Source organism: Marinomonas sp. 63XJN7_7_ISO-PGPR-S23-202, from assembly GCF_056173505.1.
The window spans coordinates 3,079,554-3,105,928 of sequence record NZ_CM149677.1 but is presented as its reverse complement, the minus strand read 5'-3'; the positions used below and the strand labels follow the sequence as shown (position 1 = coordinate 3,105,928).

The window sequence follows — 26,375 nt, the reverse complement described above, 5'->3', positions numbered from 1 at the left end:
TCCTTAATTTGAAGAATTTAGTGTGAAGTGCGCGCCGCGCTCGCCAATCATCATGGCAACGGCGTTGGTGTTACCACTAGGTACTTGTGGGCAAATAGAGAGATCCACCACTCGAAGGTTTTTGGTGCCGTGAACTTTGAGTTCTAAGTCAATGACAGAGTCACTACGAGACACTCCCATTTTGCATGTGCCGCCGGGGTGGTAGACGGTTTTGATATTTTGACGCACAAAGGTTTCCAACGCGTCTGTGTCATCGATAGCAATGTTATTTGGCTCGACCACCTTCTTGATGATGTTTTTTAATGCGGGTTGCTCCATGGCTTTTAGGCCCATTTGAACCGCGCGAATTTGGTTTTTTACATCATCGGGGTGTGACAAAATTTGAGCATCAATTTCGACTAAGTCGCTTGGGTTATTCGATTTTAAGCGCACTTCTCCACGGGATTTAGAGCGTAGATGGCCCACCTTGATCGAAACGCCATGACCTTCTGCCTCGGGCTTTTCGCCTGGGGTGTTGTCAAAATTATCAAGCAGAGGAAGGAAGTGAAATTGAATGTCAGGGCGACCCACATTTTCGCTGTCGATAAAGGCTCCGCCTTCCAGAACGTTGCTGGTTAATAAGCCAGAGCGAGTCGTCATCCACTGCATCATATGTTTTATGGCCGATAAGCCTTTATCTTCATTGAAAATACTGATGTCTTCTTTGGTGGTGGCATTGATCGACATATGTTGGTGATCGTGAAAATTCTTGCCGACGGGAAGGTCTATCTTAGGGTCAATACCCATCGCACTAAGATGCTCGGCAGGGCCAATACCAGACAGCATAAGAATTTTAGGGCTGCCAAATGCACCTGAGCTGATGATGACTTCTTTGCGAGCTTTTGCCGTTATCGCTTCACCATCTTTTATTGAATAGACGACACCTGTGGCGACATCGCCTTCAATATTTACTTTATGAACAAGGGCATCTGTCTGAACGGTTAGGTTTGGATTATTGATAACGGATTTGAGGTAGGTTTGCGATGTACTGGCACGCTCACCATTTTTTGTGGTGGTTTGGTAAAACCCCGTACCTTCTTGTGAGGCGCCATTAAAATCATTGGTGTAAGGCAAGCCCATTTGTTGGCAGGCACGAATACAGGCTTGTGTTAAAGGGTGACGGTATCTATTTTCACTGACAGGAACGGCACCCGTTTCACCATGATAGGTGTCGCCAAGGCTTTCATTGGCTTCGGCACGTTTGAAAAAGGGTAGTACATTCTCATAGCCCCAACTTTCGCATCCCCAGATAGTCTTCCAATCATCGTAATCTTGTTTTTGCCCGCGAATATAGATCATACCATTCACTGAGCTGCCACCGCCTAACACTTTGCCTTGTGCGATTAACATTTCGCGGTTGTCGCACTCAGGTTGTGGAAGCGTCATATAGGGCCAAGATTTTTGTTGGAAAACCTTAACAACAGTGGCCGGGATTTTATGAAATAAACTGCTGTCTTTTTCGCCTGCTTCGAGCAGAAGCACTGATCCGGCGTTTGCTTCGATAAGACGCGCTGCGACCACACAGCCAGCTGAACCTGCTCCTGCAATAATGTAGTCAAACTCTTTCATTATATGTTCCTCTTTATAATCTTTTATTATGATTCCCCATTAAACGCATTTGCCTTGATTTGTCGCATGGCAATCAGTGCCAAAAAAATGGCATTTTTGGACAACTTTTAAAGTGTCTGTCACTTCCTGCTTTATTTGTCATGGTCGAGAAATAGGGTTGAGGGGGGGATTTGGCTGAGCTGTGTTTAAAGCCCGTTTTGCTAGACGTTGGCATATTTTTAGGTCAGTTGAATAGAAAAAAGCGCGTCACTTGAGTGATGCGCTTTTTTTATGTTTGTGGTGTGTCTTTTGTCACTGGCTGTTGGCAGGTGCTAGACGACGAGGTTATCGATCAGTGTGTATCACGTAGATGCTGCCATCGATCATCAAAGTGTTATTGTTGATGGTCGTCTTCACGCTTCGAGGTTTAAAAGTATAAGAGTCGTAACATTATCAGACACAATGGATATCCCTATTTGTCACAACTTGTGATGGCGATTCGGGAGCCTCTAACAACAAGTCTCTAAGCTCATCAACGTTGTTAGCCGTCCCAAAGATGTAACGATCAGCACGCGTCAATACAGCATTTGTACCCAATTGATCTAGATATTTAATCATATTTGGGGCCTGGTCTGGCGTAATAACTTGTAGATTGTGGGCGTCTATATCTAATGAAGATAAGTCAATTTCAAAACGTAACGGATCAATAAAAAGTGCTGAAGCATAGCCAATTTGATCATCAACGTATTTGCCACTTAGCAATTGTGGTTGAGCAAAAAGTCGCCCTGACTGCTCCTTATTGCCCGCCGCTAGACCGGAGCCTAAATTCGGAGAAATAGATTCCATCTGAGTAGAACCATCATCTCTTTTAAATGCCGCTTGCAATGCCTTTTCAGTAGCACAAGCATTTATCAGTCCACCAAGACGGACAGCTGTGCCAATATACGCTTTAACATGCGGGTGACGCTCTGTAGCATAGCTATTCAAGAGTGAGTCATCATGTCCTTTTTGAGCACAAACTGCTAATTTCCATCCCAAATTTGAAACGTCACGAATACCAGCACACATGCCCTGTCCCATAAATGGTGGAGTCACATGCGCTGCATCACCAGCAACCATCAAGCGTCCTTTTCGCCACTGTTTAACAATCTTTGATTTAAAAGTATAGACAGCAGAACGTTCAATCTCAGCTTCTTTTTCAGTAACCCAATTTTCCAGTAGCTTCCATACCTGTGTTTGATTTGTTATGTACTCATTGGTTTCTTCATCCAGTACTTTAAACTCCCAGCGACGACGATTTCCAGGGCTACGTACATAAGTCGCCGAGCGTTCCGAATTACAATATTGAATGGAGTGATCACCCAGAGATGGCTTATCCTTATTGAGTAGCACATCAACAACCAACCAGCGTTCACTGAAGCCAAGATCCTCCATTGCATCATCGATTGTGTGACGTACGAGTGAATTAGCGCCGTCACAGCCAACAACATAGCGAGCAAATATAGTCTGTGTACTACCATTAGCTCTATCTTTTATCTCAACCGACACTTGATTACCAAGATCATTAATATCAGTCGCTTCACAAAGGCTTTTAAACTCAACACTTGAGTAACGCTTTAGTCCATCACGTAGTATTTTTTCTAAATCAGGTTGATGGAAGCGATAACTAGAATGCCAGCCCTGAGGACTGATTTCTTGTGGACGAGGCCAATCAAGAATCAGTTTTCCTGCCTTATCTACAAATCGCATTCCAGGGTTCACTCGAAGTGTTGCTGCGACCTCATTTCCCAAATCAATAGTCTGGAACACTCGCATCACTTCATCATCAAAATGAACAGCACGAGGAAGATTGTAACTATCTTCTTCACGATCGATAATTAGCGTATCGATACCACACTTACCAAGCAGATTCGCGAGGGTTGCCCCCACTGGGCCATTACCTACTATGACTACATCGTAATTACTTTTAAGGGTTATCTTGTTACTCATGTCCATTGTCCTCACACATAAAATACCATTAAGCGAAAAATCACCTAATAAAAAAGCACTACTAACGATATGAGGTGAGCGATACGTTATGATGCGATACCACTAGATTACATCTGATACAACTAACACATCATACTGGTGAATCACCTCGAATCATCCCCTCACTATTTAGTACGACTTACTTCACGTGCTTTATTTAAAGTAACAGAACCATCTATATCGAACCTTTTTTGTATATCTAGCCAAGCATCGGCGGAACCACTAAGAGCCGTAGCCCATTGTTCTTTCTCCGCTTTTGTTAGCTTGATCAGATTAACATTTGGATCTTTATAGAAACGTTTCGCCTGATCTGTATCATACTGATCGACTATATCGGCGATCCACTCGCTTTGTGCACGTCCAGACATTTGATTTATAACATTTTTATCCGCATCGGATAGCGACTCATAAGTTGACTTATTCATTACAATTGCTAGAGGAGAAGCTGTTAACTCTGTCATAGTGACCTGAGGGGCCACTTCATTGAGACGAAATGATTTATAAGCATCAAATACCCAAATAGCCCCATCAATAACACCTCGATCCAGGTTTTCATATACCTGAGGCGCGGGAATTGAGACGCCACTCCCACCCAACATAGAAATCAGTACTGAGCCGTAAGGTGACGGAGTTCTGATTTTCATTCCTTCTAGATCTGCTGGCAAACGCACTTCCTTCTTTCTTGATAAGATGCGATAGCCATGTGTACTGAACAAAGCAATCAATTTAAAATCTTTGTATTCGCCCACTAGGTCACCCGACTCTAGAAGAGAATTAAGTACATTCGTGCCTTGCTTACTGGTTGGTGCAATGCCGGGAACCTCAACCACGCTGGTCAACGGAAATAAGCCCGGTGAATAGGATTGAACAATTAAAGCAACATCAGCGACACCTTTCTTAACAAGTTCTTGCTGTGCTGATGGTGCGCCTAGAATGCTACCTGGATAAAGTTTGAAACGATTACCTTTTGATAGTTGTTCATTGGCATGTTCAATCCAAGTAGATAGAATTAAACTATAGAACCCTTGCGCTGGCTCAAAGCTTGATACGCGCATTTCACGCGCTTGAGCCGGTGCTAATGCAACGATATTTAAAGTGATAAACAGTACACAACTAACCGAGTATGATCTGAGTTTCTTATATTTATTATTCATTGATATCTCCAGTTTGTTTTTAATTTAACGAACATTTAGAGGTAACCACAGCACGATCGCTGGGATCATGACTATGATTCCAATTCGTAATAGATCTGCGACGACAAACGGTAAAATTCCTCGCCATAGCTGAACCAAGCGAATCTCGCTAAATGCAACACGCACTACAAACAAATTCATTCCCACAGGCGGAGTAATTAAACCTAACTCAACCACCATCACTGCATAAATACCAAACCACACTAAGTTAATTCCTGCGGCATCCGCGATAGGAACAAACAAAGGAATAGTCAATAGAATCATGGCAAGCGAATCCATAACCGTACCTAATACAAGGTAGATAATTGTCATTAACAAAATCAGCAATAAGGGATGTTGAATCAGATCACCAAACAGTGAAGTCAACGAAAACGGTAAACCTGACAGAGCAAGATAGAAGTTAAAAATATTAGCGGCAATTAATACTAGATAAAGTGCACCGCAAGTCAGCGCAGTACTGATTGAAGCCATCACAATCCCTTTCAATACTAATCGTCGAGATAGCAACCCATAAGCCGTCACTAGTCCAACCCCTACCGCGGCAGTTTCATTGGCAGTAAACAGACCAGACCAAAGCCCTCCCATCATCACAGTGAACACACCCACAGGTGCAGTAACATCTTTTAACGCATCTATACGCTCAGCTCGATTTGCTTTTGGACTATCTGGCGCTTTCTCCCAGCCCATGAACAGTGGTATATAAATCGCTAAGCAATAAAGAGCGATCGCAAGTACAATAGGGCCCAATGCCCCCAATAGCAGAGAGTTAATAGATTGTTCAGCCAAGAAACTATAAATAACAAGAATGGTTGAAGGTGGAATCAATATGCCCAAAGATCCACCCGCTGCAACTGAGCCAGCAGAAAGAGACAAGGAATAACCCGCTGATTTCATCTCTGGCATTGCAATTCGGCTCATGGTGGCTGTTGTCGCCAGCGAAGATCCGGAGATCATGCCAAAGCCTGCGGATGCGCCAACAGTAGCCAACGCCAACCCACCTTTACGGTGGCCAATTAATTGTTTCATTGAGTTATACAGACGTGATGATAAGCCGCACTCCGCAGCAAGATTCCCCATAAATACAAATAGCGGAAGTACAGTTAGGGTATAGTTATTCAGTGAATTCCAAACCGTTGATGATGCAATTGTTGCTGAGGGGGCAACACCAAGAATCCACGCACACCCAGTAAGACCAACCAGCCCCATGGCAACGCCGATAGGAACTTCAAGAAAAATCAGTAGGATCACAACAAGCATCCCACTACCGCCAATAATTAGCCCACTATCCATTCTGAACATCCTCACTTTTCGCACTTTTGGCTCCACCAAAACTTTGCACTGCAGCGTAGAGTGATGCCATCAATGCCAGCAGTAATGTAAAAACAACAATGGATAGTAAAATATAGATAGGTATACCAGTATCAGGCGTTATTTCAGGACTGCCAAATTTTTCTATCAACTGAAGTCCGCATGCAACCAACAGTAACATAGCGAATAGGACAGACAGGCTTGCCCCCAGAATCCCCAAACTTTTATTTACCCACACCGGAGCAAATTCACTAAGCAATTTTGCGGTTATATGTCCGCGTCGAGCATAGGCAACTGGCATTGACAGCAACGCACCAAGAGCGATGGTTAATGTCGTCAATTCAATTGCACCATTAATATGACTGTTGAACAGTGCACGTGCACCGATGTCGCTTAGAGTGATTCCCGCCCCCACTAAAAAACAACCGGAAGCGGAAAGTAACAGCACCTGACTAATGATCGAGGTCACAACATATTTAGACATAGCTTAGGGTCCCGTATAGTGCGTTATATTTTATTTTTTTATAAACTTGGAGAACCGTTCTGCTAATTGATCTAACCGAAAGCGAACTGTTCTACCGAATAAACAGAGACATAATCAAAGATCTATTCGGCTGCTATTTTGTTAATCAAGGTTCCCACCCTATCAACTTCGATCTCAACCACATCACCTGGTTTCATCCAAACTTGTGGGTTGCGACGAGCACCAACTCCGCCAGGCGTACCAGTAACGATTACATCGCCTGGTTGTAGCGGTGCAATTGTTGAAGTGTAGGCAATTTGTCGCTCAATACTGTGAATCATCATGCTAGTTAATGCATGTTGCAGAACTTCACCGTTTAAGCGGGTAGTAACCGACATAACCGTTCCAGCCGGAATTTCATCTGATGTGACCATCCAAGGGCCAAAACCTCCAGTCTTCCAGAAATTTTTACCTGGATCCCATTGTTGGGAATGTTTCTGCCAATCACGCAAACTACCGTCGTTGTAACAAGCATAGCCAGCAATATGATCCCAAGCGTCGGCTTCGGATATACGACGCCCTGGTTTGCCAATAATCACTGCCAACTCGCCCTCATAATCAAGCATCACAGACTCTTTCGGACAAATAATTTCATCGCCATGCGCTGTTTGAGAATCGGCTATACGTAGAAAAAAAGTAGGATTTTCATTTACCTCTCGATTGGTTTCGCGCACATGCTCGCTATAGTTCAAACCACAGCACCAAATCTTGCCTGGATTCGGAATCACTGGGAGTAAAGTCACTGACGCCAATGGGTAATCAGCGACAGCACCTTGTGTCGCGGCTTCAGCTTCTTTGAATGCGTCAGCGGCAATGAAGGCACGTAGGTCAACATATAGACCTCCTAATGCTTTCCCTAAGTCAACGATTCCGGTATCTCCATCAACTACGGCGCCAAAACTCGCTTCGCCATTCACAAGAAAACTGATCAATTTCATAATTCACTCCAGTATCATATTTGTTGTTTTTTCCCAATATTTGGGATTTAATTACACAAATTGATAATTGTCAACGCCGATTAAACTATTTTTCAACGTCACGACAGGATGAAAATAATGAAAAAAAACGGGTTTAACTTCAGCCATATTGGTATTTATGTGAACGATTTAGCCGCGATGGAATTATTTTATACAAACGTACTAAAATTCACGGTGACAGATAGGGGGGATCTTGAAGGGCCCAATGGGTCAATGACGCTAACTTTTATGAGTAGGGATCCTGATGAACATCATCAGATTGTATTAATAAGTGGTCGACCTGAAAATCTAGAGTTTAATGTCATTAATCAGATTTCATTGAGAGGAGATAGCCTTACGTCGCTTAGAGCAATGCTTAAAACACTAAAAGAGGTTGGAGCTAAAAATATTGACCCTGTTACACACGGAAATTCTCTGTCTATCTACGTTCATGACCCCGAAGGCAACCGCATAGAGCTTTACATCAATATGCCTTGGTATGTAAATCAACCGATGCGTGTACCTGTTGATATGTCAGTTGATGACAAAACCTTAATGTCGACACTTGAACAACATGCACGCTCATTGCCTGGTTTTCGCCCAAGGGAAGAGTGGCGTGCAGAAATGGCAAAAAAAATGGGATTAACAAATTAAACTAATGTGAGTGCATAGTGAAAAGTGTTGCTGGAGTAACCCTCTTTAGTTACCCATATATCTATGTATACTACACATCCTCATTCCAAAGGAGTCGCATGTAAAATGAGTAGTCCTGGACGCGTATTAGCCATACTCCAGCTTTTTTCAAAAGATCGTCCAGTTTGGAATCCAGATCAAATAAACGAGTTATTGGGTTACACACGAACAACCGGATATCGTTATGTAAAAGAGTTAGTCGATACTGGTTTCTTGAAAAAGGTTTCTACTGGCCTGTACTCCCTTGGACCACGCATTATCGAGCTTGATTATCAGCTTCGAGAAAGTGATCCCTTGTTACTCGCAGCAAAACCTATCCTTGAGGAAATTTCTCTAGAAACAGGTTATAACAGTGTCATCTCGGAACTGTTTCTCAATTCTATGCAAATCATTGATACCTATCGAGCTAGCCCACAGACGGGTCTTGAATTAACCTATGGAAGAGGGCGCCCTCGTCCCTTTTTAATATCCGCGGCTCCCAAAATCTTACTTTCCGGCTTGAAGTCTAATCAACTTAAAGGCGTCTTTACTCATTACAAAGAGCAGATTAAAGACAGTGAGATGGGGCCCAGTTGGGAAGATTTTCGCGCATATTTAAAAGACGTAAAAAGACGTGGGTACTATTGCTCGTATGGTGAACTGGAAACAAAAATAGGTGCAGTGGCTGTGCCTATTTTTAATCGTGATGGTGATGTTGCAGCGGCATTTGCATTGGTTGGAAATGTAAACAAAATTCGTACAGAAAACCCTGATGTATTAGCCCAAAAAATGCAACAAGTCTCGCAGAAGATTACTCAACGCATCGAAATTTCGACTGATATTTATGAGACAATGAGTGATTTAGAGAAGGGCGAATAGATGTCACTTCCTGCTTTATTTGTCATGGTCGAGAAATAGGGTTGAGGTGGTGTTATTTGGCTGAGCTGTGTTTGAAGCCCGTTTTGCTCGGCGTTGGCATATTTTTAGGTCAGTTGAATAGAAAAAAGCGCGTCATTTAGGTGATGCGCTTTTTCTGCGTTGGTTGTTTCTCTCACTGATCTCTCACAGAGGGTACGAGTGCTTTCTATGAATCATTATTCCTCGCAAGAGAGTGTCGCCCTGTTGGATAAAGCGCAGGGCTTCACTCTCTTTTTTGCAAGCCTATTTTCGAGAATCATAGGGGAGTTTGACGACCGAGCCTTGATGAAAACCTTTGGGCAAGTCGGTGCCAGTGTGTTTATAGTGCCATCAGCCATTGCCAAAGAAGTCGAAAAACCGTTTCAGGTTGAAAGCATCAGCCGCAATCAAAAATACATTCCGATCAGCCTTAAGGGCAACAATGGATATGAATGGCGTTAAGCAACGCTTGTTATGGCCACATTAAGCCATCAATCACACCTTTTAGAGAAACGCTGAACCAAAAAAAACGAGCAATTTAAGCGTATTCATTAGATCTGTTTTTTTAATGTAGTACTAAAGAAATATGTATTTTAACTATAAACAGCAACGCTTTATGTTAAGGAGGCTAACTATATTTCAAAGGTTCAATAAGGAGTCATCCAGAGAATGAATTACACTGATAAAAACATGCAAGATGTCTGGAAAAAAGATAAAGACCATCACATTCACCCTTGGACTGATTTTGCGACCTTCGAAGACACTGGCGCTATGATTTTATCTAGTGGCGATAACGCCCATGTTGTAGACGGTGAAGGAAAAAAATACCTAGATGGTATTGGTGGATTATGGTGCGTCAACATTGGCTATGGCCGCCAAGAGATTGCCCAAGCCATGGCGGACCAAGTTATGAAAATCCCTTATTATTCGGCATTTGGCCATCATACAACACAACCAGCTGCAGAACTTTCCGCTAAACTTGCTGAGCTGGCACCGGGCGACCTAAATCATGTTTTATATGGCTGTGGGGGTTCAGTGGCAAACGATACCGCTGTTCGCTTAGTGCACTTTTACTTTAACCAGTTAGGCAAGCCGACTAAGAAAAAAATCATCTCTCGTATCGATGCTTACCATGGTAGCAGCTATATGACGATGTCTATCACTGGGGTCAAATTCGACCATATTGGTTTCGATGTAGAAAAAGACCTAGTTCACCATATTTCTTGTCCCAATCCTTACCGCCGACCAGAAGGACAAAGCCTAGAAGCCTTTTGCGATGAGAAAGTACAAGAGCTTGAAGATAAAATTCTTGAGCTAGGGCCAGACAATGTGGCGATGTTTTTTGCAGAACCCATCATGGGAGCTGGCGGGGTGATCGTGCCACCACCGGGTTACCATAAACGCACGTTAGACGTATGCCATAAATACGGTGTGCTATACATTTCTGACGAGGTCGTTACTGCCTTTGGACGCTTAGGCCATATGTTTGCTTCCGAAGAAGAGTTTGGCATTGTTCCTGACATCATTACGTGTGCGAAAGGTTTAACCTCTGGCTACACACCGCTTGGCGCAACCATCATCTCCGATAAAATCTACAACGTCATCAACAAACCACAAGCAGAAGGCGCCTTGTTTACACATGGCTATACCTACTCTGGTCACCCTGTTAGCTGTGCTGTCGCGCTTAAAAATATTGAGATATTAGAGAGAGAAAAGATTTGCGACAACGCCAAAACAATGGGCGCTTACTTTGAATCGCAACTACGTACCCTAATGGATCTGCCGATTGTTGGGGACGTACGCGGCAAAAAATTCATGATTTGTATTGAGAATGTCGCGAATAAAGAAACAAAAGAGCTGATTGATGCCAAGGCCAAAGTCGGTGACCGTATTGCGAATCATTGTGAAGAAGCCGGCTTATTAGTACGTCCTCTCGCTCACATGAACATCTTGTCTCCACCTTTGATTCTTACCAAAGAAAACATCGACTTTTTGGTGAGTACATTACGAACCGCGATCGAAAAAACAATCTCAGATCTGAAAACAGATGGATTTCTTTAAGTGGCTTATTAGGTTCCTCCCAGCCCTATAGATGAGCCTTTTTGAGGAGCTAAGCTTACGCTTAGCTCCTCTTTTTTTATGGTCAAAAGCTTACTGAGTCACAGACGTTGCGTTATTTTCTGACAATATGGCATCAGATGCTTTTTCCCCAATCATGATGCAGGGAGCATTGGTATTGCCACTTACCAAAGTCGGCATAATTGACGCATCCACAACGCGAAGCCCTTGTAATCCATGTACTTTTAGATCGACATCAACCACAGCCATAGGGTCTATTCCCATCTTACAGGTCCCTACAGGATGAAAGACCGTCGCACCATACTCACGAATATACTCAAATAGCTGCTCGTCGGTTTGTACCTCTTTACCGGGCAACATTTCTTTCCCTCTTACACCATCAAAACTCGAAGACGCGAGTATTTTTCGAGCCATTTTAATACCTTCGATCAGGGTTTTAGCGTCCCTGTCATCACTGAGCATATTGAAATCGATATTAAGTTCTTGGTTTTTCCCTAGGGTTACTTCACCCAGACTCTTAGGTCTTAGCACACAAGTGTGAATCGCATAGCCATGACCCCATTCAAATAAGCGTCCTCGGTGGCTGCGATAACCAGGAACAAAGTGAAATTGAATATCTGGCACCGTTTCTTGTTCCGAGGAAAAAGCAAAACCGCCAGCCTCGACATAATTAGTGGATAACCACCCTTTACGATTGAACAAATAACGCCATGGTGAAGTGAAAATGGCAGGCAGCGCCTTTAAAGAAAACCCCAAGGTTTTAGGGCTGCTTGAACGAACCGTCACTAAACCATCCACATGTTCCTGCAAGTTTTTCCCCACGCCAGGAAGGTCATGCTTTACATCGACACCCGCATTAATGAGGTCGGATTTAGGCCCTATGCCTGACTTCATCAAAATATGCGGACTACCTAACGCTCCAGCACATAAAATAACCTCTTTATTTGCCTTTATCTCCGAACTACCGGCTGCGTTTTTTAGCATAACGCCAGTGGCTTGCTTGCCATTGAGAATGACCTTCTCTACCGTGCAATTCGTCAGAACATCAAAATTGGCTCTTTGTGATAAGATTGGAGCAACGAACGCTTGATAACTTGATAGTCGGCGACCATTTTTTTGCGTGAGATTGTAAATGCCCCCTCCATAACTGGAATGACTATTAAAGTCTTCGTTATGAGGTAATCCAATAGCCTGCTTGGCGGCTTCTAAAAATTTATAAGAAAAAGGATTGGGATCTTTTGCCTTATCCACCAATAACTCGCCAGTAAATCCATGATAATCCGGGTTTTGATGTAATTGGTTGCCTTCTGATTTTTTGAAGTAGGGTAGCACATCTTGCCACCCCCAACCTTCGCACCCCAATGAGGCCCATCGTTCATAATCACTCTTATCGCCACGAATATAAATCATGCTATTCATAGAGGATGACCCACCCAACACTTTCCCTCTTGGCGTATGTAGGGATCGATTATTCATGGTTTTTTGCGGCGTAGAGAAGTAGTTCCAACTGAAGTGTTTGCTTTTATATAAAGTGATGGTGCCTGCTGGTACCTGTACCCTCGGGTTCGCATCCGAGCCCCCCGATTCGATAAGACATACCTTAATATTGGGATTTTTACTCAATCTATTAGCAAGTACACAGCCAGATGAGCCTGCACCTACGATAATATAATCATAACCTTTGCTAATCATATTAATTACACTCTGTTTAAAATTGCTGTCTAACTAGAATTTGAAATAAAAAAAGCCAAGAGAATCTTGGCTTTAGAAAAGAAGGTCTAGAAAGTTATTCGAGTAATGTGGTCCAAACACGGTCGACCAATTTTTGTGCCTTAGGAGAGCAAGCCTGAGCCATAACAACAGGAACCGTTGGGAAAAGTTCTGGTGCATTTTCTTGCGTATTAATGGACTTGCTTAAATCAACCTCAACGGCTGGAGAATGACCGTAATAATTAGCTTGCTCTGTTGCATGCTCTTTTTCGCTAATCCAGTTGATGAAGGCTTTGGCATTCTTCACATTAGACGCGCCTTTGGGTACGACCAAAGAATCCATCCATCCTACTAAACCTTCTTTTGGTTGAGCGTATTCGATTGGCGCACCATCTACTCGGCGGGCTTTCATAGAGTTGCCGTCCCACCAGCTGTGCATCGCTACTTCACCGCCTCCAATTCGCGATCCTATATTGTCTGAGCTGTAAACCGCCACATAGGGTTTCTGCTTTTTCAACAAATCAAGAACTCGTTTCATCTCCTTGCTGTCTTCACTGCAAAAAGGAATGCCTAAATAGAGTTGAGCGGCTGGTATCACTTCATCTGGGGTACTAAACACCGCAATTTTTCCCTTCAGAGCCTCAGTGGGTTCAAAGAACTCCTTCCAAGATGTCGCTGGTCCATCGTATAGATCACGATTTACCGTGTAGCCCGCGCTACCATATGCGAACGGTATAGAGTACTCAGAGGTTTTATCCCACCATTGGTATTGCCATTGCTTATTAACATGCTTAAATGCAGGCATTTCATTCGCATGAATATTTTCAAGCAAGCCTTCTTTAATCATAATATCGACAAAGTGCTGGCTTGGAGAGACTAAGTCATAATTGGTTGTGCCCGATTTCAACTTCGCCAATAAATCTTCATTCGATGTATAGCTATCAAAGACCACTTTAATGCCTGTTTCAGATTCAAACTGGCTAATCAGCTCAGGCTTAATCGATTCAGCCCACGCGTAGATATTCAACGAGCCTGCTGCTTGAACAGACAATGGTAAAGATGAAGCGATAACCGCTGCTGTGAGCGCAGTTTTAAAGTATTTCATGTCAACGTCCTCTTTAAATTTAATGTTTAGATTTACTTTTTTTATTTGCTAGAAACCAACAGGGTGTCGCCACAACAATTGAGACCATCATGATCAAGGTTGAAATGGCATTTAATTCAGGAGATACGCCTTGTTTAACCAAGGAAAATATATAAACAGGAAGTGTGGTTGCACCGCCTCCAGATAATATGTTGCTTGTTATAAAATCATCCATAGAAATAACAAAACTCAGCATGGCCCCAGAAAATATACCGGGCATAATAATGGGCAGTGTTATTCTTCTAAAAGCGATCCAAGGAGAAGCGTATAAATCTTGAGCGGCTTGTTCTAAATCTAAATTCATACCTTGCAACCGTGCTCTAATAGGTAAGAAAGCAAAAGGAATACAAAAACAGGTATGGGCTAGAATTAGCTTGAGCATGCCGTTTTTAATTCCTAATTGAGAGAACAGAATTAAGATCGCAACAGCAAAGACAATTTCTGGAAGCATCAAAGGCAAATTAACAACGGTATTTGATATATTTTTGAACTTAATTGTTTCACTTCGTGTTAACGCTAATGCGGCTAAAACGGCAATAATAGTGGCGAATATCGTAGCAAATATAGCCACAGTAAAAGACACTCTCAAGGAGTCCATTAGGGCACTGTTTTCAAGAGCACTTTTATACCATCTTGTAGAAAAGCCTCCCCACATGGACACTATCTTATTTTCATTAAATGAAAAGAACACAATGACGAATATTGGAGAGTATAAAAATACAAAAAATAAAATAGAAACTAAACCAAACCCTGGATATTTTCTTGGATCAGAATCATTGATCAAACCACTCAATAAACGCTCCATTAGTTAACTCCTCTATTGGATAGTTTATTTGCTCGTTGAGATTGAATAAGCATAAATAGAAGAACAACACCTAATAGTAGAATCGTTAAACTTGAACCAAAAGACCAATTACGGGATACCCCAAACTGATTTTGAATCAAGTTACCTAACATCATGGTTTTGCCCCCACCTAATAAGGTGGGTTCCAATACTGTTCCGAGACATGGAACAAAGACAAGAACAAAACCCGCAATAATCCCTGGCTTACACAGAGGCAAGATAATCTTCTTAAAGGTTGTAAATCGAGTCGAGTACAAATCACTAGCCGCTTCTAATAGTCGAACGTCTAATTTTTCAATACTGGTATAAATAGGCAGAATCATTAATGGGATATAGCTATAAACCATGCCAGTTAACATGGCGCCATTGGTATATAAAAAGCTGTCTATGTTGCCGACAAGACCAAAGAACCTCAGCCCAGATTCTAAGACACCATCATCTCCCAAAATTAATACCCAAGCATAAACTCGCACCACCATACTCACCCAAAAAGGAAGAGTGACCAGATAGAGTAATAAGGTTTTAACTTTGGTGTTTTGTCTTGATATGTAATAGGCAACAGGAAACCCAACAACAAGGCATAATACGGCGGTCACAATAGATAAAATGATGGTTCGAATCACAACTTCTATATAGTGAAAGTTTAATACTAGGTTTTCATCCCAATCATAACTATAAAGAATTTGAACATAGGAATCTAAAGAGAAAATACTTTTAAACCCACCATACGGATCGGATGTCATAAGAGAAACATAAAAAATAATACCGAGCGGTATGATCATCAAAAATGACATGATGATATAAGCAGGAATCACTCCCCAGAAATGTATTGATAATTTTTTCATTCGTTTAACACCCTTACTGATTTAGGTGAAAAACTCAAACTTACTATCTCATCTTGTTCGTATTTAACATCATCACTTATGCTGTTTCTTTTTGAGACTTTAATATTAAAGCCGTCATTCAAAACCACATTATAATGAGTGTACCCTCCCATATAAGTAGAATGAGAAATGCGACCATTAATGGCTATTTCAGCACCAGCTTTATTAATAGATATTTTTTCAGGTCGTAAAGAAAGGGTAACCTCATCACCCGTTGATACAGTGGGTAAGTCAGCATCGTTTTGCGTTAGACTTACCCCAAATGAGGTTTCAATGATGGTAGCGTTTTCTCTTTTATCTAGAACTTTAGCCGACATAAAATTCGTTTCACCAATAAAATCAGCAACAAATTTATTGGCGGGGTTTTCATAAATATTAATCGGAGAGTCGATTTGTTGAATCTTCCCTTCTGCTAATACACAAATACGATCGGACATCGCTAACGCTTCTTCTTGGTCGTGCGTCACAAAAATGAAAGTGATACCAGTTTTACGCTGGAGAAGTTGTAGCTCTTCACGCATCGCCTGTCTTAACTTTAGATCTAGTGCGGATAGAGGTTCATCAAGCAAAAGTACCTCTGGCTCAGGGGCAAGTGCTCTTGCTAAGGCAATACGCTGTTGCTGCCCACCAGATAGTTGAAAAGGATAACGGTTTGCATATTGTTCCATATGAACCAGCTTTAGCATCTCCTCCACCCGCTGCTGGCGCTTTGCTTTATCCCAATTGATCATCTCAAGACCAAAAGCCACATTTTCTGCCAATGTCATATGTGGAAAGAGTGCGTAGCTCTGAAACACCGTATTCACACGACGCTTATGGGCAGGGAGCTGGTGGATGTTAGAGCCATGAAGTTTTATTTCACCCGCGTTTGGCATTTCAAAACCAGCAATCATTCTGAGTAACGTGGTTTTTCCACAACCACTTGGACCTAATAAGGTAAAAAATTCGTTGTCATGAATATCAAATGAAATATTTTTAGCCGCCTCATAAGAACCGTAGCGTTTTGAAATATTTTTAATTTGAACGGATTCACTCATATTAAAACTCACACATTATAAATCGACATTAATGGGCTAAAGCGATGTATATGCTTTATGTATGAATCGAGATTAACTTGAATGGCTTTATTACATAAATAATACTTTTCTAATCCTCTGTATTAAAAATACCGATGCTACTCAAGTGCGCACTAAACTAAGGTTTAGACAATAAAAAAACCTTCTAGACCTTTATAAAATGTTCAAAAGCCTAAAAAATTAAAGTAAAAGCTCAAAATTAGTGCAAAAAATTATTTTCCGCACCATTGCAAGACAGAATGAGAAATTGAGATAAGATCAAAGAACTAAGAAAGCTTTATTTTTATCAAAAAAAAGAGCAAGAAATTTCTTTCCTACTCTCTTTTTTAATAACAATGTATGTCACATCTTTAAGTATTGCTTTCTAATGGCTGATACGGCATTCGAGTGAGCATCAAAGCCCTCATAGTTCGCTAGCTGTTCAGCGTGTTTGGCCATTTCTGGGTAACCGAACTCAGTAACATAAGCGACAGACATAAACTTCATAAAGTCCATAACACCCAATGGAGACACCGTTTTCGCGGCACCTGATGTGGGCAGTACGGCATTACATCCCAATACATAATTGCCTAATGTACTCGGTGAATGCTGGCCGAGCAGCACTTCCCCTGCGTTTTCTATCAAATTAAGAAATTGCCACGGGTCCGTACTCAGAATTTGCAAATGCTCTGGCGCATAATCATTGATGAACTGAAACGCACTTTGCTTGGTGGAAGCCAAAACAATCCCACCCATGGCACCACACAATACCGTTGAAGAGTAAGAGGTTCTCACGTCTTCCATTCTCCCCCAATGCTCAGGAAGAGCGGCCAAAGCTTCCTCCATTACTTTACGACTGGTGGTGACTAAAAGAGCCGAAGAATCCGGTCCATGCTCAGCTTCGATCAACAGATCGAGAGCCGCTAAACCACCGTCCACAGAATCATCCGCAAATACAATGGATTCAGAAGGGCCAGCAGGAATCCCCGGATCAATGATGTTTGATAACAACGTTTTTGCAGCCACCATCCACGGACTACCAGGCCCAACGATTTTTTTACATTGTGGAATGGTCTCTGTTCCATAAGCCACTGCGGCAACCGCTTGAGCGCCTCCACATTTGTACACATCCTTAATACCAATCTCTTTTGCCGCAACCAAGGTGGCCGCATCTACCGAGCCATCCGGTCCTGGAGGCGTAATCACAATCGTTTGCTTAACTCCTGCAACAAGAGCCGGAATCGCGTTCATTAAAAGTACGGAAGGAAAAGAACCTTTGCCTCGGGGCACATAACAAGCCACTGAGGAGATGGGTAAAAAGCGCTCGCCAACAAAGCTTCCCTTACGGACCTCTTGCAAAGTCATTTCACCAGGCTTTTGACTTTCGTGATAACGACGAATATTACTCGCGGCAAAACGAATAGATTCATGGGTCGTCTCATCAAGCGATTGCTCTGCGATAACAAACTCGTCCTCGGTGACTTTCAATTGATCGAGTGACAAGGACACACCATCAAACTTGCTGGTAAATTCAAGCAGTGCGTTATCCCCGTGCTGTTTGACCTGCTCAACAATTGGGCGAACGTTATTGAGATAATCACTTAAATCAGATTCTGTACGTTTTAATAAAAGCTGTCTTGCTTCGCTAGACAAGGCATCTAGCTCCCAAACACTTACTTCATGTTCCATAGTGCATCCTAACAATGACATTGTCAGCTAAAAAAGACTGGTCCTAGCCTCCTAAAAAGGCGCCTATTCCAGCCCGTTATTTACGCTAATCTCGGTAACTTCTTGAGGTTTTTGCTAAGACAGTTTTATCCAAGTTGTCTTCAACTGAGTAAACTTATCCAAAGCATATAAAGACAAATCGCGACCAAAACCGGATTGTTTATAACCACCAAAAGGCGTCGTAAAATCCAGCGCGTCTACTGTATTGACAGACACCGTACCGGCTCGCAATCGTTTTGATACTCTATAAACACGAGAAACATCATTACTCCATACCGAAGCCGCCAACCCATAAATAGAATTGTTTGCAATATCAATGGCTTCTTCTTCACTATCAAAACCAATAATAGAAGCCACGGGGCCAAAGATCTCTTCTTTTGCCACGTCCATTGAAGGAGTCACTTGATCAAAAATGGTTGGGTATAAAAAGCGTTTGCTTAGGTCTGCGTTCCCACCCAAGACTAATTTGGCTCCCTGCTGTTTCGCTGTTTCAATGGCACCTAATATTCGCTCGACTTGAGTTTGATCAATGATTGCCCCGACCTGTGTTTCAGGATCAAGCGGATCACCAATTACCAACTTTTCAGCCGCCTCTACAAAGGCCTCTACAAATTTAGCGCGAATGTTATTATCAACCAGAATCCTAGAGTTCGCGGAGCACACTTCGCCTTGATTGAAAAATATGCCATTAATTGCCCCTTCAACGGCTTTATCAAGATCACAATCCGCAAAAATCAAATTGGGGCTCTTACCGCCTGTTTCTGGCCAAACCTGTTTCATATTGGACTCGGCTGAGTACTTCAAGAAACGTTTGCCTGTCGCAGTCGAGCCCGTAAAAACAAGACTATCCACATCGTTGTGTAAACCCAGTGCTTGACCTGCAACCGCCCCAACACCCGTGATGATATTCAATACGCCATCAGGCAAACCTGCCTCTTTTGCTAATTCAGCCAACTTCAAAACCGTATGCGGTGATTCTTCTGCGGGTTTTAAAACCACGGAATTACCTGTCACTAACGCAGGGGCTAACTTCCAAACCGCAATATCAAGCGGGAAGTTCCAAGGAACAACCGCCCCGACAACACCAACAGGTTCACGCGTAATAGTGGCAACATTATTGGCGTCGGTTGGCGCAACATCACCGTAAATTTTGTCTATCGCTTCGGCATACCATTCAATGCACGCGGCCGATCCGGGAATATCAAGGTTAAGCGCATCAGCCACTGGTTTGCCCATATTTAGTGACTCAAGAAGGGCGAGTTCCTCTAGGTTCTGGCGAATCAAAGCCGCTAACTTTTTCAACACCTCTTTGCGATGACTTGGAGAAGACATACTCCATATTCCGGACTCAAATGTTCGCTTGGCCGCAGACACCGCCAAATCAACATCTTTTTGCTGACAGGCTGCCATATTAACAATAATCTCACCTGTTGCTGGGTTCGTGACCTCATAAGTTTCACCACCGTAAGCGGAGTGCCACTTGCCGTCTATCCACGCTTTATCTTGATAAACTAAGGTATTTTTCAGCTCTAACCAGCCTTGTTTCGTAGTAGGTGATGACATCTTGTATCCTTTTCAACGCATAATTAATTTCATTCGATGGAAACACATCTCCAGCCTCTGACAAATATCAAATCCTGAAGCATTGCTTTTGAAAAACTAATCCAGTCACAAAGTCGGAAAATTCACCCAGAGATAAATGATCTGATTGCTTAAATTGGAAGAGCGGCTATATCGACAGCGAAGCGGTAATTTCCTCGGTATAGTCTTTTAAAATGGCTAAAAAAGCTTCTCCAGCGGGGGTTAAGGGATTCTGATGTAACATCGCAACCCCCATTGTCAGAGGCGTAACAGAGCCCTCGATAGGAATAGCCACCAAGTTAGAGTTATCCGCAAATTTATCATCCGTAATGGGGACATTAAGCAAAGAGTAACCAAAGCCACTCTCTACCATGCCACGCGCCATACCTGTCGACTGGGTATAGTGGGCAATATTGGGCTTAAGACCATTATTAAGGAATAAGGAAGTAAAATATTGTCGGCTAATGGGCCAATCCAACATGATCAAAGGATAAGGTGCTAAGTCTTCTAAACTGACCGAGTGTTGATCAGAAAGCGTATGATCTTTATTGATCAAAACATAAGGAGGCAAAGAGGCTAAGGGGTAAAAATCAATCGTATTTGGTAACTCCATATCATAGGTAATTCCCATATCATAATGAGAGTCGAGAATGCCGCGGATCAAATCTCGCTGGTTCATTTCATCGCAATCAATGATGACATTTGGATACTTATCAGAAAATCGCTTCATGAGTATCGGTATTAAACGTGGAGTGAAAGTAGGAAAGCTGACTAACTTTAAAATACCCGACACCTCACTTCCCAGACTCTCAGCGAACTGAGCCAATGCACTCGCTTCGTCTAATAGCTTACGTGCCTTACGATAAAACTCTAATCCTTGAGACGTTAGACTTAACCCCTGTGCGTGATGTCGGATAAAAAGCTTGAGACCCGTTACCTTTTCCAAATGCATAATCGCAGAGGAAATAGAGGGCTGAGAAACAAACATTATCTCTGCGGCTTGAGTCACGCTACTTAATTCACCCGCTGCGGTGAAATAACGTAACTGCTTCAACGTAAAATGTACTGGAGTCATTCTTAAGCCTTCAACGAATAAGATAGGTTAAATAATAAAAATACTTACTCTGTATAAGCAAAACCTATACCAAAAGAAGAACCGCTGATCACGATAGGCACAAGACAAAAATGAACAGGTCCTGTTTATTAACGAAAGACATAAAAGAAATGAAAAATATGGAAGGGAGTTGTCACTTCCTGATTTATTTGTCATGGTCGAGAAATAGGGTTGAGGGGGTGTTATTTGGCTGAGTTGTGTTTAAAGCCTGTTTTACTAGGCGTTGGCATATTTTTAGGTCAGTTGAATAGAAAAAAGCGCGTCACTTAGGTGATGCGCTTTTTTTGTGTTTGTGGCGTGTCTTTTGTCACTGGCGTTAGCCGGTGTTAGATGTCTTTGCCGATCCAGACAACGCGGCCGATGACTTCTAGGTCGTTGGCTTCATTGGGTTCGATCATTTGCTCTTTGTAGTCTTTATTGTCGCTAAGCAAGAGTAAGCCTTTATTGATAAGTTTTTGCACACGTTTGACGACGAGGTGGTTGTCGGTGCGTATTACGTAGATGCTGCCGTCGATCATGTCGCGCTGGCTGGTGTCGATCATCAAGGTGTTGTTATCACTGATGGTCGGCTCCATGCTGTCACCACGGGTGAAGACAAGGACGAGATCTTTCTCGTTGAGGCCACGATATTTCAGCCATTTGTGGCGAAAAGCGAGAAAACGTGTAGGTTCTTCTTCCATGGGGGCGGTGCCAGGTCCTGCGGATACTTGGATTTTGTAGCCTGGGATCATGGCGAATTCTTTGGTGATGTCGTCTTTCGGTTGCGCTTCTGTCGATGACGCTACTTGTGAAGCATTGTCCGTTTTTCCTGTAACGAGCCAGTTGACAGACACACCGCCGGCTTCGGCGAGGGCCAGCAAACGCGTTAGGGTGGGCTCTGAGTCGCCTTGCTTCCATTTACGAACCACAGATTCAGACACGCCTGACAAACGTGCGAGCGCGCTGGTGCCACCCACTTTCTCTGACAGCATGTTTATACGATCCTGAAACGAGTCATACCCTAATTCGTCCAAGTGTGACCCATTATTTGGTATTTTTTCTTTCATTTAGATCGCTCTTAAGTCTCTGATTTATATAAACTTATTTTCATAAACGCACAAAAAGGCGAATTATTGTCTCGTGTGACCGCACAAATGTGTTGATTGGTCGTATGATTGTGCTATCTTATTAAAGGCAAATCATGAACAGAGCAACTCAATAGGGTTGTTCTATAAAACTGCATAGAAGGAAGCCAAAAAAATGAGCAAGCAATGTACTCACTCAACAACACTCTCTGACTGGCATCGCCAAGACATTATGGCGGCGATTCGCAAAAAAGGAACCACACTCGCCGAGTTAGGTCGCCAGCATGGCTATGAAAGCCCAGCGGCGCTCTACAATGTCTTTAACATGTCCTATCCAAAAGTGGAGCGTATTATCGCTGCCTTTTTGGAATCACATCCCAGTGAGATATGGCCATCCCGATACCAAAAGTCGGATATTGATTTTAAAACATCCATCAGTTTAACGCACTTAAAGAAGTAAAAACCAATTAACTTTAGTAAACCAATAGATAAATAACAAAGCAACGAAAACCGCGTCAATAAATCGTCACTAGGACGATTAACTATAGCAAAGGATGCCGTTATGCACAGCAAGCACCATATTGAATCCGTTAAGACATACGCTCTATAGCGTCTTGTAACAAGCCAACCCCATAAAAATCAAATAGATAGGCGATTCCAAGGCATCGTCCTAGGAAAGTTGCGCCCAAAATTTAGGGTCGGAGACACACATGAAACAATGGTTAACCGCAAAAGATATCAGCGAGCAGCGTTTGCCAGGGCTACCTGAAAGCAAAAGTGGCGTGCTGCGTTACGCAAAACTGAATAATTGGGAATGCCAAACCACCGCTTCCAGTGGCGGTTTGCGCTATGAATTCCACATTTCGAATTTATCAAAAGCCGCTCGTGAGGCGTTACAAGAGCAGCATCGCCTAGCGGTATTGAAAAAAATGACTTTGCGGCCCACCGCAGGGCAAAACAATAGGGCGTTAATCGCACCAAGCAGTAAGAACAACACCAGTATCCGTCAGCGTGATACGGCCAATAGTCGCGCTATGGTGTTGCGTGCTATCCAAGGCATGGTTGATGAAGGCATTAGCCAAGAAAGCGCCATCGCGACGATTTTGACGCAAGCGCAGTTGGGCACCTTAGGGCAAAGCAATCCGGTGTTGGAAAAAGCCTTAGCCGAATCAGTGGATGCCCGAGGGCATACTCGTTACGTTCATTCGTGCGATTCACAAACAGCAGGGCGCTCTTATCCGAGTAAACGCAGCATTATGCGTTGGTTTGCCGAAGTGAAAAAGCAGGGCGATTTGATCCCTAAAAAACGTGAAAAAGCCCCTTTGCCCAGTTGGTTTGCCACGTTTCGAACATTCTATAACGTGCCAGAAAAACCCAGTGTGAACGGCGCCTACGAGCTATTTCGTGACAACTGGCAGGGCGACGAACCTTGTCCGAGCATTTACGCGGTGCGTCGTGCCTTGAATAAGTTGGGCAAAGTCGAACGAGAAAAAGGCCGTATGGGCAGCCACGATTTGGTGAACATTCGACCCTTTGCTCGACGTCGTTTCGACCATCTTTTGCCCTGCGATATTTACAGCGCCGATGGGCATACCTTTGATGGAGAAGTCTCCCATCCGCTCCATGGTCGTCCGTTTCGTCCAGAGATCACGACCTTTATCGATATTGCCACTCGCCGAGTAGTGGGTGTGTCTGTGACCTTGGCAGAATCCGGTATCGCCGTGTTGGATGCCTTGATGGATGCCTGCAAATGTGGCGTGCCAGCGCTTATTTATGTGGACAACGGCTCGGGCTATGTGAACCACATGTTAAAGGACGAAGCAAAAGGCATTCTTGCTCGGTTGGGGTCTGAAATGACTCACTCCTTGCCGTACAACTCGAAAGCGCGAGGGGTCATCGAGCGTGTGCATCAAACTTTATGGGTGGCTGGCGCGAAGACTCTGCCAAATTATGTTGGCCAAGACATGGATCGCCAAGCAAGACTGGCCAATTTTACCGCCTCACGCAAAGGCGCACAGGGGAACGGTCCGATCAGCACCATGAGTTGGGAGGCCTTTATGAAATGGGTCGACGAGCGGGTGGACTGGTACAACAAGCGCCCCCATAGCAGTTTGCCGAAGATAGACGACCAAGGCACTAAGCGCCACCAAACCCCTTTGGAAGTTTGGATGGATAAGGTCGCTACTGGCTGGGAGCCGTTGGAACTTAGCAACGACGAGATCGCCCATGTGTTCCGTCCCCGAGAAGAGCGCACCGTGGTGCGTGGCGAAGTGCGTTTGTTCAACAATCGCTATTTTTCTCCTGAACTTGAAGAGTTTCACGGCCTTAATGTGCATGTGGCCTATGACATTCATGACGCAAATCGCGTTTGGGTGTTCGACATGGAAACCGGTGAACTGATTGCTCAAGCCGATTGGAACGCCAACGAGAGCAAATATTTCCCTGATTCCATGCTTAACCAAGCGCGGGAAAAACGTGCTCAAGGTCGTTTGAATCGGGCGATGAAAAAGGTCGACGAAATTGAAGCAGAGCGCACTGGCAATGGCACCTTAGAGGCATCGCCTTCTGCGTTTTATCTAGAAGAGCAGAACCGTTTGGATGCCTGGCAAGGGGCGTTTTCTCTCACCAGTGCGCAACGAATCAATACACAGCAGGCCGAGCCGATTATCGACTCCGTTGCTCAGCAAGCAGACAACGTACGCCAACCAGCCAATCCTTATGAGCCCTTGTCGCCTGCGGGTCGCTATGCCTTATACCAAGCGTGTCAGCGTGATCCAGAGCAGGCGCAGGCGCATCAACGCTGGCTCGGTACCTACCCGTTAACCAAAGAGTATCAGTATTTTCGTTCATTAGATGAATCGTCCCATGAACGAGACGACATCAACAAAAAACAGGAGCCGTCATCATGATAGGAATCGCGCAAACCGCCAACCTCGCCCTGTGCGACATGGCCATCGAACGCGCCCAAGCGCGCACCCAATCACTGCCCGGCATGGTGTGCCTATATGGCCCCAGCGGCACTGGCAAATCCGTCGCGGCAAGCTTTGTGGCGAATCGCCGTCGTGCTTATTACGTGCAGGCGAAAAGCGTCTGGACCAAGAAGTTTTTCCTGCAAGCCATCTTGCGGGAAATGGGCATCAGCACGGTGAAAACCTTGCCAGAAATGCTGGAAATTGCCGCCCAAGAACTGGCGTTGTCGAATCGGCCTTTGATCATCGATGAGATGGATCACCTGATCGACAAAAACGCCGTGGAGCTGGTGCGAGATTTATATGAATCCAGCCAAGCGGTGATCCTACTAATCGGCGAAGAGCGCCTGCCAGACAAGTTGAAAAAGTACGAACGTTTTCATGGTCGCGTCCTCGATTGGGTGCCTGCCCGTTTGGTGGATTTAGACGATGCGCGCCAACTGGCGACCCATTATGCACCGAGCATCGAGGTGGCCGACGACTTATTAGACATGCTCATCGCCCATGCGGCAGGCAGCATTCGGCGCATTGTGGTCAACCTTGAGCGCATCCACGAAGTGGCACTGTCTTGTGGTTGGACCATTGCCGACCAAGCGAACTGGGCCAATCGCCCACTGTATACCGGCCATGCGCCAAAAAGGAGGTTGTTATGACACAGCACAGATCGAATACCCAAGCCTTAGTGGATGTATCCGCCTGGGGAGAAGAGCCACCCCATTTTATCCGCTTACTGGCCGATGCGGTGGCCTTGAGCAGCCGCGCCACCGTAGCCCGTCAAATTGGCGTGAGCCGTTCGGCGGTATCGACCTTATTGTCGAACCGTTATCCGAGCAAAACCACCAATAAAATCGAGCAAAAAGTGGTGGATGCCCTAGGGCGAGTAAATTGCCCCACCTTGGGGGACATCACCTCTGCGAAATGCCATCGCACACGGATTCGTCCTTTTATGAACACCAATAACCAAACCATTGCCCAGTTTCGCGCTTGCGCCAACTGCCCAAACAACCCCAATCGCCGGAGTCAACAAGATGAGCAATAG

Annotated in this window: 23 protein-coding genes; 8 read left to right on the top strand and 15 right to left on the bottom strand. The window is 43.9% G+C overall.

The features are described from left to right. Positions 1-3: 3 nt before the first annotated feature. From AC0VYG_RS14435 to AC0VYG_RS14410, 6 genes are all read right to left on the bottom strand, one after another. Positions 4-1,608, bottom strand: coding sequence for a GMC family oxidoreductase (locus AC0VYG_RS14435; protein ID WP_475428668.1), 1,605 nt, complete (start codon positions 1,606-1,608; stop codon positions 4-6). A 432-nt stretch (positions 1,609-2,040) separates the two neighbouring features. Then, positions 2,041-3,576 carry a bifunctional 3-(3-hydroxy-phenyl)propionate/3-hydroxycinnamic acid hydroxylase MhpA gene (gene mhpA, locus AC0VYG_RS14430; RefSeq protein WP_475428667.1) on the bottom strand — a complete coding sequence of 512 codons (1,536 nt, stop codon included), beginning with the start codon at positions 3,574-3,576 and terminating at the stop codon, positions 2,041-2,043. Positions 3,577-3,740: 164 nt separating this feature from the next. After that, positions 3,741-4,769 carry a TRAP transporter substrate-binding protein gene (locus tag AC0VYG_RS14425; protein ID WP_475428666.1) on the bottom strand — a complete coding sequence of 343 codons (1,029 nt, stop codon included), beginning with the start codon at positions 4,767-4,769 and terminating at the stop codon, positions 3,741-3,743. A gap of 24 nt (positions 4,770-4,793) precedes the next feature. Continuing rightward, on the bottom strand, positions 4,794-6,098 hold the full coding sequence (locus tag AC0VYG_RS14420; RefSeq protein WP_475428665.1) for a TRAP transporter large permease: 1,305 nt from the start codon (positions 6,096-6,098) through the stop codon (positions 4,794-4,796). After that, positions 6,091-6,600 carry a TRAP transporter small permease gene (locus AC0VYG_RS14415; protein ID WP_475428664.1) on the bottom strand — a complete coding sequence of 170 codons (510 nt, stop codon included), beginning with the start codon at positions 6,598-6,600 and terminating at the stop codon, positions 6,091-6,093. The genes AC0VYG_RS14420 and AC0VYG_RS14415 overlap by 8 nt, the downstream gene beginning before the upstream one ends. A 122-nt stretch (positions 6,601-6,722) precedes the next feature. Continuing rightward, entirely contained in the window at positions 6,723-7,577 is an 855-nt protein-coding gene (locus AC0VYG_RS14410) for a fumarylacetoacetate hydrolase family protein (RefSeq protein ID WP_475428663.1), read from the bottom strand. Positions 7,578-7,694: 117 nt separating this feature from the next. Here AC0VYG_RS14410 and AC0VYG_RS14405 point away from each other — a divergent pair, with 117 nt between their 5' ends. The 4 genes from AC0VYG_RS14405 to AC0VYG_RS14390 all read left to right on the top strand — a co-directional run bounded on the left by AC0VYG_RS14405 (position 7,695) and on the right by AC0VYG_RS14390 (position 11,225). Further along, a complete protein-coding gene (locus AC0VYG_RS14405) occupies positions 7,695-8,249 on the top strand; it encodes a VOC family protein (RefSeq protein ID WP_475428662.1) in 555 nt (184 codons plus the stop codon). A gap of 105 nt (positions 8,250-8,354) precedes the next feature. Beyond that, positions 8,355-9,146: an IclR family transcriptional regulator gene (locus AC0VYG_RS14400; RefSeq protein ID WP_475428661.1), complete on the top strand. Its 792-nt coding sequence runs from the start codon at positions 8,355-8,357 to the stop codon at positions 9,144-9,146. Positions 9,147-9,353: 207 nt separating this feature from the next. After that, on the top strand, positions 9,354-9,626 hold the full coding sequence (locus tag AC0VYG_RS14395; protein WP_475428660.1) for a hypothetical protein: 273 nt from the start codon (positions 9,354-9,356) through the stop codon (positions 9,624-9,626). Positions 9,627-9,833: 207 nt separating this feature from the next. Beyond that, a complete protein-coding gene (locus tag AC0VYG_RS14390; protein WP_475428659.1) occupies positions 9,834-11,225 on the top strand; it encodes an aminotransferase in 1,392 nt (463 codons plus the stop codon). A gap of 90 nt (positions 11,226-11,315) precedes the next feature. Here the strand turns inward: AC0VYG_RS14390 and AC0VYG_RS14385 are convergent, their stop codons facing one another. From AC0VYG_RS14385 to AC0VYG_RS14345, 9 genes are all read right to left on the bottom strand, one after another. Further along, complete coding sequence (locus AC0VYG_RS14385) at positions 11,316-12,935, bottom strand: GMC family oxidoreductase (protein WP_475428658.1); 1,620 nt, start codon at positions 12,933-12,935, stop codon at positions 11,316-11,318. Positions 12,936-13,029: 94 nt separating this feature from the next. After that, entirely contained in the window at positions 13,030-14,058 is a 1,029-nt protein-coding gene (locus AC0VYG_RS14380; RefSeq protein ID WP_475428657.1) for an extracellular solute-binding protein, read from the bottom strand. Positions 14,059-14,077: 19 nt separating this feature from the next. Continuing rightward, on the bottom strand, positions 14,078-14,902 hold the full coding sequence (locus AC0VYG_RS14375; RefSeq protein WP_475428656.1) for an ABC transporter permease: 825 nt from the start codon (positions 14,900-14,902) through the stop codon (positions 14,078-14,080). Beyond that, positions 14,902-15,786 (bottom strand): ABC transporter permease, encoded by an 885-nt coding sequence (locus AC0VYG_RS14370; RefSeq protein WP_475428655.1) that lies wholly within the window; start codon positions 15,784-15,786, stop codon positions 14,902-14,904. Before AC0VYG_RS14370 ends, AC0VYG_RS14375 begins: the two co-directional genes overlap by 1 nt. Continuing rightward, the gene (locus AC0VYG_RS14365; protein ID WP_475428654.1) at positions 15,783-16,862 is read right to left on the bottom strand and encodes an ABC transporter ATP-binding protein; all 1,080 of its coding nucleotides are present in this window, start codon (positions 16,860-16,862) and stop codon (positions 15,783-15,785) included. Before AC0VYG_RS14365 ends, AC0VYG_RS14370 begins: the two co-directional genes overlap by 4 nt. 381 nt (positions 16,863-17,243) lie before the next feature. After that, positions 17,244-18,569 carry a histidinol dehydrogenase gene (hisD, locus tag AC0VYG_RS14360; protein WP_475428653.1) on the bottom strand — a complete coding sequence of 442 codons (1,326 nt, stop codon included), beginning with the start codon at positions 18,567-18,569 and terminating at the stop codon, positions 17,244-17,246. 114 nt (positions 18,570-18,683) lie between these two features. Next, positions 18,684-20,171, bottom strand: coding sequence for an aldehyde dehydrogenase (locus tag AC0VYG_RS14355; RefSeq protein WP_475428652.1), 1,488 nt, complete (start codon positions 20,169-20,171; stop codon positions 18,684-18,686). 166 nt (positions 20,172-20,337) lie between these two features. Then, entirely contained in the window at positions 20,338-21,264 is a 927-nt protein-coding gene (locus tag AC0VYG_RS14350) for a LysR family transcriptional regulator (protein WP_475428651.1), read from the bottom strand. A gap of 365 nt (positions 21,265-21,629) precedes the next feature. Then, positions 21,630-22,349 (bottom strand): XRE family transcriptional regulator, encoded by a 720-nt coding sequence (locus AC0VYG_RS14345; protein WP_475428650.1) that lies wholly within the window; start codon positions 22,347-22,349, stop codon positions 21,630-21,632. A 193-nt stretch (positions 22,350-22,542) separates the two neighbouring features. On the opposite strand from AC0VYG_RS14345, the gene AC0VYG_RS14340 reads away from it, so the two are divergent. The 4 genes from AC0VYG_RS14340 (at position 22,543) to AC0VYG_RS14325 (ending at position 26,375) form a co-directional block, all read left to right on the top strand. Further along, positions 22,543-22,827, top strand: coding sequence for a helix-turn-helix domain-containing protein (locus AC0VYG_RS14340; protein WP_067015323.1), 285 nt, complete (start codon positions 22,543-22,545; stop codon positions 22,825-22,827). 250 nt (positions 22,828-23,077) lie between these two features. Continuing rightward, positions 23,078-25,276 (top strand): transposase, encoded by a 2,199-nt coding sequence (locus AC0VYG_RS14335; protein ID WP_475428649.1) that lies wholly within the window; start codon positions 23,078-23,080, stop codon positions 25,274-25,276. Continuing rightward, a complete protein-coding gene (locus tag AC0VYG_RS14330; protein WP_475428648.1) occupies positions 25,273-25,989 on the top strand; it encodes an AAA family ATPase in 717 nt (238 codons plus the stop codon). The genes AC0VYG_RS14335 and AC0VYG_RS14330 overlap by 4 nt, the downstream gene beginning before the upstream one ends. Beyond that, positions 25,986-26,375 carry a hypothetical protein gene (locus AC0VYG_RS14325; RefSeq protein ID WP_067015314.1) on the top strand — a complete coding sequence of 130 codons (390 nt, stop codon included), beginning with the start codon at positions 25,986-25,988 and terminating at the stop codon, positions 26,373-26,375. The genes AC0VYG_RS14330 and AC0VYG_RS14325 overlap by 4 nt, the downstream gene beginning before the upstream one ends.